Origin of the sequence: Pseudomonas sp. UBA6276 (assembly GCF_002438365.1) — a bacterium.
In the GTDB taxonomy this organism is placed as follows: Bacteria; Pseudomonadota; Gammaproteobacteria; order Pseudomonadales; family Pseudomonadaceae; genus Aquipseudomonas; species Aquipseudomonas coleopterorum.
In genome coordinates, this window is record NZ_DJUS01000156.1 from 15154 (window position 1) to 27368 (window position 12215).

A 12215-nucleotide genomic window follows, 5' to 3' on the forward strand; every position below is an offset into this window, starting at 1 on the left:
AGTCGCCACCGTCCCCCGTTGTCTTGTTGGAGAGCGTCATATATGCCGCAGGAACGCCTGGATCTACTGAAGCTGCCCAAGGATGTGCGAGGTTCGATCAACGACTTGGTACGGGCACTGAATGCCGCGAGCACGAAAGCGGATGTCGAGCGCGAAGGCGCGCTCGAAATCGCGCTGATTCTGGGGCTGGAACAATCGCGCAAGCTCAAGCCTGCCGACATCGAAACGCTTTACATGATTTTCGACGATGCCAAGGAAGCGCGGCTGCGAGCCCTGCAGGATTGACCACTCGCATCGCCAGTCAAGCCGCCGCGCTGCCTTCGAAGGGTGCCTGACGCAGGCAGTTGCGTCCGGCGTCCTTGGCGGCATATAACGCCTGGTCCGCCGCCCCGATCAAATTGTGCGCCGTGACATAGGGCGCAAGACCCGTCGCTATTCCCACACTGATGGTTACCCGCGCCTCCGCACCCAGGGCCGGATGGGGCAGCGCCAGATCCGCCACCGCCGTGCACAGGTCTTGCCCCAGCTGTCTGGCCTGTTGGCCGTCGACCCCTACCCACAACACCAGCATCTCCTCCCCGCCGAAACGAAACGGCAGAGCGTTGGCTTGCGCGGACAACTGCTTGATGGTGGCGCTGACCTGCTTCAAGCAGTTGTCTCCCTGAAGGTGTCCATAGCTGTCGTTGTAGAGCTTGAAATGATCGATATCGATGAGGATCGCCGTGACGCGAGTCGCCTGGGTCCCTGCGGCCTGCCATAGCTGGGCCATTACATCGCCCTGATGTCGGCGGTTGAACAACTGGGTCAGCGGGTCGGTACGGGCCATATCGGTGAGCTGCACCTCCAGCAGGCGTCCGCGCAAGGCATACAGGTAGCTCAAGCGGCTGCCCCGCTCCAGAAAATACGACGCCATCAACAGCAGTACGACCGTGGAGCCGTATAGAAAGGCATTGGCGCGCCACGTGACCGGGTCCATGAACCCGGCAATGTGGGTGGTGACCAGCTGGATTCCCAACATGCTGGCCATGGCGGCTGCCGCAAAGCGAAACGGCAACTGCTGGATCATCGTGCAGTAGACCATCAGCAACAACATGCCCAGTTGATAGTGCAGACGATAGGGGCTGTCGCTGTAGATCATCACCACCAGCGGCATCAGCGAGGACAGTACCGTGGCCACCGCCGAGACGGTTTCCAGCGCACGACGCGAGGTCAGGCGCTGTGCCAGCAGGAGGATGGCGATGATCATCGGGGTGATCAGCAGCAGGCGCCCTACGGCCACGTAGGCAAACACGTCCTGGAGGGCAAGCCAGTCGCTGATCAGAAAGAGGTTGTAGATGACCGCGCCGCAAATGCCTGTCGACGTCAGAAATTGCAGGCGCTGACGCTGCGTGTCCGTCTCGTAGCGACGCTCCAGGGCCGGCTCGAAGGTTAGTCCGCCTACCCCGCCGGCGATGGCTTGTTCGACCATTGCCATGGTGTGCGGCTCAGGGGATTGGGCCGGTTGGGCTTGAACGGCTTGCATGGGACACCGGAGATGTGATTCAGAATTTTACTAGACTGCGCAATGATATCTTAGTGCCATTAGTGCAGGGCGATTGTCGGGCACCAATGGCATGAACGGTAGTGGGAAGTTACGAGCGGTCCGGCACAGTGAATCTTCCCGTCGGCGCCGTGTCCGATTTGCTAGCCCTCCAAATGATTGCCGCCATGGAAACGATTGTCGTCGTCGAAGATGAAACGCTGGTCCTTGAACTCCTGGTGGAGATTCTCGAAGACTTCGGCTATCACGTCCGAGCATTCGCCACGGCCGACGAAGCCTGGCAGCACATCGTCAACCGGCCCTTCCCGCTCAAACTGCTGATCACCGACCTGCAGATGCCGGGCGAGATCGACGGGGTGGAGTTGGTGAATCGCGTTCATACCCGCAACCCGGAAACACCAGTGATCGTCGCATCCGGTTTCCACGGGGCCGCGAACTCCCTGTGCGACAAGAAAGTGCATTGGCTGGGCAAACCTTTCTCGATGGACAAGTTGAAAGGCATCTGCGAAAAACTCGCACCTCCTACCCAGGCCTGATCGTGCCATCGCCCATGCGGCGGCAGTGACGCAGGCCCTGTGTATCCTTACCCGGAGCAGTAATGACTAAACGTACTACCCGAGTGACCGACGGCTTCACGGGCGATATCAGCAAGTCTGATCACAATATCTTCTTCGCCGCTGTCGAAACCACTCGTATGCCGATGATCATTACCGACCCCAAGATGCCGGACAATCCGATCATCTTTGCCAACAATGCATTCATCGAGATGACCGGTTATTCGTCAAACGAACTGCTGGGTCGCAACTGTCGCTTCCTGCAAGGCCCGGAAACCGATCCCGATACCATTGCCCAAGTCAGGGCCGCAGTAGAGGCGCGTCGGGAAGTGGCCGTCGAAGTCGTCAACTACAAGAAGGACGGCTCCAGTTTCTGGAATGCCCTGTTCATCTCGCCCGTGTACAACGAATCCAATGAGCTCATCTATTTCTTCGCCTCGCAACTTGACGTCAGTCGTCGTCGCGATGCCGAAGATGGCCTGCGTCAGGCCCAGAAGATGGAAGCTCTGGGGCAGTTGACCGGTGGTATTGCCCACGACTTCAACAACCTGCTGCAGGTGATGATCGGTTACCTGGACATGATCCAGCGCTCGGTCGACAAGCCGCAGTACGAACAAGAGCGCCTGCGGCGCAACGCCAGGCACGCCCGCGATGCCGCCGAGCGCGCGACTACCCTGACGCAACAGCTGCTGGCGTTTTCTCGCAAACAGAAGCTGCAAGGCCGCGTGGTGAATTTGAACGGCCTGATCGACAACTTCAAGGAAACCGCCGAGCGCACTCTGGCCGATACGCAGATCCGCTACAGCCTGGCCGAAGACCTGTGGAACTGCCGCCTGGACCCGACCCAGACCGAAGTCGCATTGCTCAACGTGTTCATCAATGCCCGCGACGCCATGGAGGGCCGTTCCCGCCGCACCCTGGCCGTCGATACGCAGAATGTCACGCTCGATCGGCAGGTGTCCTACGACGGGCTGATGCCTGGCCGCTACGTCAGTATCGCGATCACCGACAGCGGTCGCGGCATGCCCGAATCGATCGTCAACCGGGTCATGGACCCCTTTTTCACTACCAAGGAAGAAGGCAAGGGCTCGGGACTGGGGCTCTCCATGGTGTACGGATTCGTCAAGCAATCCGGCGGCTCGGTGCGCATCTACTCAGAAGAGGGCATCGGCACGACCCTGCGCATGTATTTCCCGGCCGATGACAGCCAACCTCATGCTCTGACACCAATCGAGGACACTCACGCCTATCCCGGTCACGAGAAAATCCTCATCGTCGAAGACCGGCCCGATGTCGCCGAACTGGCGCAGACCATTCTCGAGGAATACGGCTACAGCTGCGCCATTGCCTACAACGGCAAGGACGCCCTCGAGCAGATTGAGAACGACGACTTCGACGTGTTGTTCACCGACCTGATCATGCCTGGCGGCATCAACGGCGTGATGCTCGCCCGCGAAGCCAAACGCATGCGCCCCAGCATCAAGATCCTGCTTACAACCGGCTACTCGGAAAACTCCCTGGAACGCACCGACGTGGGCGGCACGGATTTCCAGGTGATTTCCAAGCCCTATATTCCCAGTGAACTGGCGAAGAAGATCCGCCGGGTGCTGGAAGGGCCCAACGGGGTGAGCTGATCAAGTTACTGCGCCGCACCCTGCAAGGTAGGACCTGGCGTCGAGCCTTTGCGGCGTGTCAGGCGCTTGCCCAGCTGCACGCCCGGCATCTCGACGTACTTGTAAGTCAAGGTCGAGACCAGCAGGACCGCCGCCAGTTGCAAGACGACGATGCCGTTGTCGAGCCAGACACTGTGGGTCGAGATGTACTTGACCATGTTGGGCATGTCATGGCCCTGCAAGGTCTCTGTCAGGTCTGTGTGCAGCACTTTCGACAGAACGATGATGGCGCTCTTGAACACAAACAGAATGGCCGCGTGCGTCAGGTAGATAGAGAACGACAAGGCGCCCAGCCAGACGAAGAAACGGTGGTGCAGCAGTCGCGAAACCACGCCGCGCTCGAACGAGAATGCCAGGATCAAGAGACAGAACAGCAGGCTGGCATACACGCCCTTGTGATCGATGTCCGATACCAGGAGGCGATAGCTGCCCAGGACCAGGGCAATTTCCAGCAGATTGAAGTCCACGGCGTCCAGGTCCAGGTCCTTGATACGGTCGTAAAGCACGTACAGGCAGGCGCCGGCGAAGAAGCATGAAACACCGCGGAAGATCTCCAGCTTCAGCCAGGACTCACCGTTCCACAAAGTGATGAAGGCCGCCAGGGACATGACTGCGAAGATCTTGACCCTGCGGGTGCGCGCCAGCACTGCAATGACGCCGAATACCAAGTACAGGTAGTACTCGATGCTGATGCTCCAGGCCGGGTAATTGAACGAGCCGGTCATGGCACTGTTCAGCCAGGATTGCAGCAGAAGCAGGTTGGGCAGGAATTCGTGCATCGACGTAGCGCCACTGAATGCCGGTTCGTTGAAACTGAACCCTTTCTTCTCAGCCAACGAGCGCCCCAGTTCCAGTGCGAGGTAAACGCCCAACATGGTCAGGTGCAGCGGATAAAGGCGAGCCGTGCGACTGATGAAGAAATCTTTGTAATCAGTCGCGTTGTTCAAACGCTGGCCGTAGGTGTGGAACAACACGAAACCGCTGAGGATAAAAAAGAACTCCACGAACAGAAACGCGTGCTTGAAAAACTCGAGCTCGGCAATGCTTTGAACCACGTAAGTGTGGAACAGCACGACAGCCACCGCACAGAGACCGCGGAAACTATCGAGCACGACGAATCTTTTCATGGTTGATCCCAGAGTGTTGTAACCGTTGCCATCCCGGTGTCATGCCAAGAGGCATGGCCCGTTGCCATTATTGGCGCAAAGCTAAACCAATCCTTTGGCAGGCACAACCGCAATCAGGCGCGCGGTACCTCTGACGCGCAACTGACATTGTGCAGACCAACAGACCACCACCGTAGAGGTACGTGCAGTTCGGGTACACAGGCCTTTTCGGCCGCACAAAGAAAAACCCCGCAGACGTTAATCTGCGGGGTTCTCAATGATGGAGGCCGAGGTCGGAATCGAACCGGCGTAGGCGGATTTGCAATCCGTTTTTATCTAATTATTTTATTGAACAAAAATCCCATTACCCCCGCAATCATTGCCCCAAACTGCATAGCCATGCAGCTGCATTAATGGTTATTTGGGACATTCAGTGTCCCATAATTGTCCCACGCCTTCACTGCCCTCCCCCGGCGTTCTGCCGACCTTCAACGCCCCTTTCCTGCACCACCTATCGATCCATCCTTGAGCAAACGGCAACATCTCGAATACTGTACACAAATACAGTATCGGCGAGCAGCAGTATGGAAATCGAAGACGAAGAGTTCGGATGCCTCGGCATACCCACCGAAGCCCAAATATGGAAGCAGCAGGCCGAACTGGTCCAGGCAGAGTACGAGCAGGTGGCCGCCGACCTGCGCCAGGCCCGGGCGAATATCCTGAAGCTGGTCGACATCCACGCCGTCACTGCGCGCGAGCGCGACCAGGCGCTGCATCTGCTGGCGTCGTACAAGCGCGACCTCTCCGCCGCTCACGTCGAGCTATCAGCGCTCGGCAATCAGATTCGCGGGATGCAGATGGCAGCGAGGCAGTCAGCCGAGAGCCCCTACCCTTTCCGCGAAATACTGGCGGCGCCCGATCCGAAGCCACCCTTACCCGCGCGCTGCCCAAGCGAAGAACAGCAAAGCCTACTATGCTTGGACCACGACAACGGAGGCGCATATGGACACGCTGGAATGGCTGAACCTGACACCCAAGCTTAGTGACGTGGACACCTGGACCAAGTTCTGGTCAGTGCACGATGACCCCTTTCCACACATCCGCTGTAGGAGCTGTGACGGGTGGCAGTCGTTACAGGACTCAGCAAAGCCATTCGTGCACGGCTCAACCTGCGAGCTGATCAGGGTTCAGAGCGTGTTCCCCTGGCGTGACCTGCTGTGGGTCGTCGGCAACGCTGATCGAGAGTCCTCGTGAAAGGCAAAAGAACGATTTGCCTTCTTTTCCCGTTTGCAATATTTCCTGCCGCAGCTGGTGTCGCGCGAATTATCGCAGTCACCGTTATATTAGCGTTGTGGTAGTAAACACAGTTTTCGATGCTTACAACGCGCTGTCAGTGCGATTTGCCCAGACCGTCCACTCCGCTATCATCTGAGCATGAAGCTGCCTGTATCCCACCTCTTCGACCGCTCGAACGTCTCGTAGAGCCTGTAGGTAACCAGACGCACGTTGATAATGTCGTGCCGCCTCCGCCGGCTTCTTGCTGGCTCGAATTTCGCACAAGCATCCGCGCCATGAGGCATAGACTTTCTCGCACAATTCAGCCGGGCAGATGGGATTGCCCTCGGCGTCTAGGTCGATACCGAGCAGGGATTGCTGAGACATGTTTGCGGATGCTTTGTTAGGCCATAGGTTGTTGCTGATGATATCCGGGCCAAGAAACCTTTCCAAGACTCCCTACATCAACATTAGCCTCCCCAATGCTAGCGATTTCCCAGGACTGCCCGGCTATTCAGGCTCGGTGATGAGCCTTGGCCAGGTCTCCCGCTCTCTCATCAGCGCTCGACCAGTTGGGATAGTACCGGGCCAATCGGGCGCGTCACTTTCCGCTATTGAAGTAGTTGCGGTGCGGCTGAACAGCGGCATCCTTGGTCAGGTTGAGCTTCATCAGTCGCAACCGGTCGATGCTGCCCAGGCCTTGGAACCGAATCCAGACCCTTTTCGTATCGGCGCTAGTAATGTGATCTGCAGCGGCCAACGAGTTTCAGCAGCAGCCGTGAACTCGTGGACAGCATTCTGAACCAGAACTTAGCGTTTGAACTGCTGCAGCGTCTGATGGAGAGAGGCAGCTAGCACCGCCAGCTCCTGGCTTGCGCTGCTGGTCTGGTCAGCTCGCACGGCAGACTGTGCAGACAAGTCGCGGATGCGGACTAGGTTCTGATCAACTTCACGGGCGACTTGCGCTTGCTCTTCCGAAGCAGTGGCAATGAGCATATTACGCTCATCGATCACCGCAACCGAGCGGGCAATGGACGCCAATGCCCGGTTCGCCGACTCAGCCTGAACCTTTGTGACTTCAGCCTGCTCAGTGCTCACAGCCAACGCCGATACAGTATCTCTCGTGCCTTGTTGGATTTGCCCGATCATCGTCTCGATTTCGCGTGTTGACTCACTAGTACGATGTGCCAGGCTTCTGACTTCATCGGCAACCACCGCAAATCCTCTGCCGGCCTCTCCTGCACGAGCAGCCTCAATGGCGGCATTCAAAGCCAATAGATTGGTCTGTTCGGAAACAGCGCGGATCACGTCCAGGACTTTGGTAATTTCTAAAGTTCGTGTTGCCAGCAATTGCGCTTGATGCGAGGCGCTGTCGACATTCTGGGTCAATTGAAGAATCGAGTTCATCGTCCGATTTAGTTCGTCACTTCCCTCATTTGCAGATTGAGCCGAGCGTTTCGACTCCTCTGATGTGGAGACTGCGTTTCCTGCCACCTCATCTACCGCATGGCTCATCTCAGTGACCGCGGTCGCTGCCATTTCGATTTCGCCATTCTGTGTAATCAAGTCGCGATTGCTGCTGGCCATCAGTGCACCCATTTCCTCCGTTGCAACAGAGAGTTGATTCGCGGCGTCACCGACTTGGCCCAACGTTGTACTTAAATTAATACGCATACGCTCCATCGACTGCAAAAGCCGTGCGGGCTCGTCAACGCCTTCTATATTCATGCTATTGGCGCGCAGATCTCCTGAAGCAATTGTCTCCGACGCTTTGAGTGCTAGGCGGATGGGACCAGCAAGGCTCTTTGTAAGGCGCCAAGCGAGAATGAGCGTACACAAAATAGCGACCACCATGGTACTGATGGTGATGATTTTAGCTTGTTCATAAGCAGATGTAGCACGAACGCTGGAGGCGGACTCGGATTCGTCATTTTGCTTTTCGAGCAAAGCCAATTTGCCAGCTAACTCTTCTGCAATCAGCGGCATTTCGCGTAAGACTTTCTGCCGAGCAGCCGCCAAGTCATTGCTCTTCATTAGCTGATGAGCTAGCTCGGTGGCATCGATATAGCGCTGGTATTGGCTACTGATTGACTCAATCAATGCACGCTCTTGATCAGAGGAGATGATTGGCTGATAAGCCTTCACTGCTGTGGCGAAAGCGGCCTGCCGGATCTTGAGCGCTTCACCGGATTGCGACAGTTCTTCTGGGGTTGCTGCAGAGAGCATCTTCATGACATCAAAGCGCGTATAGGCAACTGCGAGAGCTATGTCATCGCCAAGAGCGATACCTGGCAAAGAATCATTCTCGATTATTAGACCTTCCTCACGTATACCGGCGGTCTGTGAAAGGCTAAAAAAGCCAAGTCCCAAAACCAACATTACCATCAGCGCAAAACAGGCAAGTGTTCGCTTGGCGATCGAAAATTTTCTCAAAGGCATAGGTACTCCATCCAATGCGTATCGTCAAGAATTGCGGCAGTAGCATTGCCATCGGCTGCACTCGTCATTAGTTGAGGGCGCAATGGAAGAAATCTTGTGAAAACCACGCCGATCAACGGCTGCCCCTTGATCGATTCAGCACCCTTGTCGACGATCAGTAGATCACGCTCAAAGATCCTTACGCGGTTCATGCTGTCATCGGCCATGCGGATTGAATAGGTCCTGCGAGCGCCAATGCGCAGCAGGTAGCTAAGGGAGATATCAAAGGTTTCAGGTCGAATTATGCGGTACATGGTCCGGTCGTAAAACCGATGATATGAACAGCACTACTTCCGTACAGATGAGTGGTCGGCAGCTCCAACACACAAAATGCGCAAGGACAGCTATGCTTGCATGTCTTCGTGGAGGTGTGTATGAACGAGCTAGTTCTACGCGTTATCGCTAGCGACATTGACCTATTGGAATGGAGCGTAAGTTGGAAAATTAGATCTGACCACCTCGAATGTAAATCGTGTGGGTGGGCTCAATGGCCATCAGACGCAACATCCCTCTTTACCCATGGTCCGGAGTGTGCAAAACATGATCCCTATGGCCACTTGCCATGGCGAGATCTGGCATGGATTATGGGCCAGATAAAGGGGCGACAGGAATAGGTAAATCGATAGGCTGTCCCCGACCCATCCGAAGATGTCGACGCAACGAATCTATCTCAAACTGCCCTATCATCCTCGAGGCCCCGGTTCAACCGGACCTCTCTGTAGAGCTTGCTCGCGTAATGCGCTGCCTCCGCACCTTTCTCAAAAATCGTAATGGTTCCATCGTAGCTCGTTACCTGATACGCGTACGGCGCGCCTTTGTCCCTCAGATAATCAGGCACAGCGTCCCCGCTCAGAGTCGCCACTTTCACATCCATAGTTAGCCTCCTATGCAACCTGAGGAGTTTACATCGGGCTTCTATGTTGATCCATGCGGTGAGCTACTTTTCAGTCCCTCTGCGGACTACCGGCTATCAAATCATAAGCCCGCTCGCAGGCCTGCCCCGCTATTCGGGCTCGGTCATAAGCCTTTGCTAGCTCTGCCGCTCTCGCATCAGCGCGCTCGATCACTTGGGGGGCACCAAGGCGGCGCGGGCTGACGTGCCTCGATCGGTAGAGCCGGTATTTCTAGAGCAGTCGTGGGCTCTCGCACTAGAACAGTTGCCCAAGATCCGATGGCTTCCAGTTCATGATTACCAGCTCACCGACCAGATCAGACTGCCCAATTCTCTGGTTGGCCGTCGTGTAGCGGATATCTAGTCTCTCGAAATGGAAGCCTTCAAACACCTTTCGGATGTCGGGATGATCATTGATGCTGACCATTACCTTACCCTTGCACGTTCGCATGAAGTCAGCCATGCGAATGTAGTTCTCGAACGGGAAGTCCACGCCGTAGCCTGCCGTTTCCCAGTATGGCGGATCCATGTAGTGAAACGTGTGCGGTCGGTCATAACGCTGAACACAGTCATGCCAGGGCAAGTGCTCGACATAGGTACCCGCCAGGCGCTGCCATGCGGCCGATAGGTTTTCTTCGATTCGCAGCAAGTTGATGGCTGGCCCAGTCGTGGCTGTACCAAAGGTCTGACCCGAAACCTTGCCACCAAACGCGTGGTGCTGCAGATAGAAAAAACGGGCGGCTCGCTGGATATCGGTCAGTATTTCGGGCCGCGTCATCTTCTGCCACTCGAACACCTGGCGCGAGCTGAGCGCCCATTTGAATTGGCGCACGAACTCTTCCAGGTGATTCTGAATGACTCGATACAGGGTGACCAAATCACCGTTGATATCGTTGAGCACCTCGACGGGTGCAGGTTGTGGGCGCAGAAAAAACAACGCGGCCCCGCCTGCAAAGGCCTCAACGTAGCATTCATGGGGCGGGAACAGGGGGATGAGACGATCGGCGAGGCGGCGTTTGCCACCCATCCAAGGTATGACGGGATTCGACATGATTTAGCAAGCCTTTACTGTATATATGAACAGGTGCTAGGCTCCCTCCGCTTTGTGCACGAAGCAGGAAGCCTTGGCTGGACTTGCAGGATTGGTCTGCAGTTCGGCGGCCGGCTGCCATGTTGACGCATGGTGGACGGCCGCTTCTTTCTACTATTTCGATGGCATGCGCTGAGGTCAGGGCGGGAGCCCTTTCGCCACTTTCAGCAGTAAGTCATAGGCCCTTTCACACGCCTGCCCCGCTATTCGGGCTCGGTCATAAGCCTTTGCCAGATCTCCCGCTCTCGCATCAGCGCGCTCGAGCAGTTGGGAGAGCACCAGGGCGGCGCGGGTGGCTGACGCGCCTCGATCGGCAGAGCCGGTATCACTGGAGCAGGCGCCAGCGCTGGCGGCAAGCTTCCCGGCCTGGACGTGCAGCCGGTCGCCAGCAGCATCAAGCCCGCGGCCATCAGCATCGGCAGCAGCATTCTTTTCTCGCGCATCGATTCCTACCTGGTTGGCCTCACGCTGGAGGCGTTGTTCTTCGTCGCGCACGGCCTGCACCGCCTGAGCAAGTTCAGTCTTCTGGGTAGCCTCCGCCTGCGACCACTCGGCGTCCCGCGCGGCGTTGGTAACCGTCACGCCGTGTCTGTAGGCGGCGTACAGTGCAGCGCTGTACAGGCCAATGAGCGCCAGCACCGCGGCCAGATAGGCCAGTGCTTTGCCCGACGTCATGCAGCCCCCAGAAACATGGCCCGCTCAGCGGCGCGGCGCTTGACCAGGCCTGGCAGCACCTTGCCGCTTGCATGGACCCAGCGGGAGAACTGCTCGGCTGCGCCAGCGGTATCACTGGCATTCAGCTTGCGCAGCAGCGTCGACTTGGTGAAGTTGCCCTCCCCGACGTTGTAGGTGAACGACACCAGCGCATCGAACTGCCCCTGGTTGACCGGAACCTGCACCAGGCGCTCCACGATGCGCTCGAACCGCACCAGATCTTCCGCGAGCATCTGCTCAGCCTGGGTTTCGGTGATGACCATGTTCCGGGTGACGCCCGACGTGCTGCCGTAACCGATCGTCCAAGGCAACCCGCCGGTGCCGGGGTCGGGGTAGGCCTTGAGCCGTAGCCCTTCGGCGGATTTGATCAGGGCGATGCCCTTCGTTGAGGTCTTCATGCTTTTCTCCAGACGAAAAAAAGCCCGCACAGGGCGGGCATCGGGTGGGGCGATCTTTCAGGTTGCGGGGTCGGGCTCGGCGGCAACCTCGGCCCGCGCCTCATCGGTCGCGCGGCCTTGGGCCAACTGCGACTGCAGATCGGCGATAGTCTGCTGGGCAGTGGCAAGCTCGGCCTGCTTCGTGTCCATCTCGCCACGAACTTGGCTTAACTGCTCAGATTTCTGCTGGGCCAGGCTGTTGACCTCACCAAGCGCCTGTTCAAGCACACCCACACGCGAAAGTGCTACGGTCGCTGCTTCGCCCAGGATTTCGCTCAGCGGCGTAACGCCAGGATAATCGGCCGTACCGAGCGGCATGGTGGTGGTCAACGTGCTGGAAATCACAACGCCATCGCGCAGCATTTGGTCGAGGTCCACCTGGTGCGCGCCAACGGAGCCGTCTTCATGCCAGCGGATAAGGGTTTCGTATCGAATTCTGCGTTCGGTGAGGGCCAT

15 protein-coding genes are annotated in these 12215 nt (G+C 57.3%); 5 read left to right on the forward strand and 10 right to left on the reverse strand.

The annotated features are described in order from the left end of the window. Window positions 1-42: 42 nt before the first annotated feature. Window positions 43-285: a hypothetical protein gene (locus B2V21_RS17950; RefSeq protein ID WP_049859949.1), complete on the forward strand. Its 243-nt coding sequence runs from the start codon at window positions 43-45 to the stop codon at window positions 283-285. A 16-nt stretch (window positions 286-301) separates the two neighbouring features. On the opposite strand, the gene B2V21_RS17955 is transcribed toward B2V21_RS17950, so the two are convergent. Then, window positions 302-1522, reverse strand: a complete 1221-nt coding sequence (locus B2V21_RS17955; protein ID WP_286917578.1) for a GGDEF domain-containing protein — start codon at window positions 1520-1522, stop codon at window positions 302-304. 128 nt (window positions 1523-1650) lie between these two features. On the opposite strand from B2V21_RS17955, the gene B2V21_RS17960 reads away from it, so the two are divergent. Further along, the gene (locus B2V21_RS17960) at window positions 1651-2076 is read left to right on the forward strand and encodes a response regulator (protein ID WP_156463097.1); all 426 of its coding nucleotides are present in this window, start codon (window positions 1651-1653) and stop codon (window positions 2074-2076) included. A gap of 62 nt (window positions 2077-2138) precedes the next feature. After that, the gene (locus B2V21_RS17965; RefSeq protein WP_286917579.1) at window positions 2139-3728 is read left to right on the forward strand and encodes a histidine kinase famiy protein; all 1590 of its coding nucleotides are present in this window, start codon (window positions 2139-2141) and stop codon (window positions 3726-3728) included. A 5-nt stretch (window positions 3729-3733) separates the two neighbouring features. Here the strand turns inward: B2V21_RS17965 and B2V21_RS17970 are convergent, their stop codons facing one another. After that, window positions 3734-4894: an acyltransferase family protein gene (locus B2V21_RS17970; RefSeq protein WP_286917580.1), complete on the reverse strand. Its 1161-nt coding sequence runs from the start codon at window positions 4892-4894 to the stop codon at window positions 3734-3736. Window positions 4895-5457: 563 nt separating this feature from the next. Here B2V21_RS17970 and B2V21_RS17975 point away from each other — a divergent pair. Beyond that, on the forward strand, window positions 5458-5916 hold the full coding sequence (locus B2V21_RS17975) for a hypothetical protein (protein WP_286917581.1): 459 nt from the start codon (window positions 5458-5460) through the stop codon (window positions 5914-5916). 617 nt (window positions 5917-6533) lie between these two features. Beyond that, window positions 6534-6950 (forward strand): hypothetical protein, encoded by a 417-nt coding sequence (locus tag B2V21_RS17980; RefSeq protein WP_286917582.1) that lies wholly within the window; start codon window positions 6534-6536, stop codon window positions 6948-6950. 8 nt (window positions 6951-6958) lie between these two features. Here the strand turns inward: B2V21_RS17980 and B2V21_RS17985 are convergent, their stop codons facing one another. The 8 genes from B2V21_RS17985 to B2V21_RS18020 all read right to left on the reverse strand — a co-directional run bounded on the left by B2V21_RS17985 (window position 6959) and on the right by B2V21_RS18020 (window position 12215). Then, window positions 6959-8587, reverse strand: coding sequence for a methyl-accepting chemotaxis protein (locus tag B2V21_RS17985; RefSeq protein WP_286917583.1), 1629 nt, complete (start codon window positions 8585-8587; stop codon window positions 6959-6961). Beyond that, window positions 8578-8880 (reverse strand): hypothetical protein, encoded by a 303-nt coding sequence (locus B2V21_RS17990; RefSeq protein WP_286917584.1) that lies wholly within the window; start codon window positions 8878-8880, stop codon window positions 8578-8580. Before B2V21_RS17990 ends, B2V21_RS17985 begins: the two co-directional genes overlap by 10 nt. Window positions 8881-9296: 416 nt before the next feature. Continuing rightward, a complete protein-coding gene (locus B2V21_RS17995; protein WP_286917585.1) occupies window positions 9297-9500 on the reverse strand; it encodes a hypothetical protein in 204 nt (67 codons plus the stop codon). A gap of 70 nt (window positions 9501-9570) precedes the next feature. Continuing rightward, on the reverse strand, window positions 9571-9693 hold the full coding sequence (locus B2V21_RS18000; protein ID WP_286917586.1) for a DUF2514 family protein: 123 nt from the start codon (window positions 9691-9693) through the stop codon (window positions 9571-9573). An 81-nt stretch (window positions 9694-9774) separates the two neighbouring features. Then, window positions 9775-10569: a DNA adenine methylase gene (locus B2V21_RS18005; RefSeq protein WP_286917587.1), complete on the reverse strand. Its 795-nt coding sequence runs from the start codon at window positions 10567-10569 to the stop codon at window positions 9775-9777. 177 nt (window positions 10570-10746) lie between these two features. Then, entirely contained in the window at window positions 10747-11283 is a 537-nt protein-coding gene (locus B2V21_RS18010; protein ID WP_286917588.1) for a DUF2514 domain-containing protein, read from the reverse strand. Beyond that, window positions 11280-11720, reverse strand: a complete 441-nt coding sequence (locus B2V21_RS18015; protein WP_286917589.1) for a lysozyme — start codon at window positions 11718-11720, stop codon at window positions 11280-11282. The genes B2V21_RS18010 and B2V21_RS18015 overlap by 4 nt, the downstream gene beginning before the upstream one ends. Before the next feature lie 57 nt (window positions 11721-11777). Beyond that, on the reverse strand, window positions 11778-12215 hold the full coding sequence (locus tag B2V21_RS18020; protein WP_286917590.1) for a hypothetical protein: 438 nt from the start codon (window positions 12213-12215) through the stop codon (window positions 11778-11780).

Bases quoted from the DNA above. Each gene is read 5' to 3' on its own strand.
- B2V21_RS17970 (WP_286917580.1), bottom strand. From the start codon at position 4,894: ATGAAAAGATTCGTCGTGCTCGATAGTTTCCGCGGTCTCTGTGCGGTG.
- B2V21_RS18005 (WP_286917587.1), bottom strand. From the start codon at position 10,569: ATGTCGAATCCCGTCATACCTTGGATGGGTGGCAAACGCCGCCTCGCC.
- B2V21_RS17950 (WP_049859949.1), top strand. From the start codon at position 43: ATGCCGCAGGAACGCCTGGATCTACTGAAGCTGCCCAAGGATGTGCGA.
- B2V21_RS17980 (WP_286917582.1), top strand. From the start codon at position 6,534: ATGTTTGCGGATGCTTTGTTAGGCCATAGGTTGTTGCTGATGATATCC.
- B2V21_RS18020 (WP_286917590.1), bottom strand. From the start codon at position 12,215: ATGGCCCTCACCGAACGCAGAATTCGATACGAAACCCTTATCCGCTGG.
- B2V21_RS17990 (WP_286917584.1), bottom strand. From the start codon at position 8,880: ATGTACCGCATAATTCGACCTGAAACCTTTGATATCTCCCTTAGCTAC.
- B2V21_RS18015 (WP_286917589.1), bottom strand. From the start codon at position 11,720: ATGAAGACCTCAACGAAGGGCATCGCCCTGATCAAATCCGCCGAAGGG.
- B2V21_RS17975 (WP_286917581.1), top strand. From the start codon at position 5,458: ATGGAAATCGAAGACGAAGAGTTCGGATGCCTCGGCATACCCACCGAA.
- B2V21_RS17985 (WP_286917583.1), bottom strand. From the start codon at position 8,587: ATGCCTTTGAGAAAATTTTCGATCGCCAAGCGAACACTTGCCTGTTTT.
- B2V21_RS18010 (WP_286917588.1), bottom strand. From the start codon at position 11,283: ATGACGTCGGGCAAAGCACTGGCCTATCTGGCCGCGGTGCTGGCGCTC.
- B2V21_RS17995 (WP_286917585.1), bottom strand. From the start codon at position 9,500: ATGGATGTGAAAGTGGCGACTCTGAGCGGGGACGCTGTGCCTGATTAT.
- B2V21_RS17955 (WP_286917578.1), bottom strand. From the start codon at position 1,522: ATGCAAGCCGTTCAAGCCCAACCGGCCCAATCCCCTGAGCCGCACACC.
- B2V21_RS17965 (WP_286917579.1), top strand. From the start codon at position 2,139: ATGACTAAACGTACTACCCGAGTGACCGACGGCTTCACGGGCGATATC.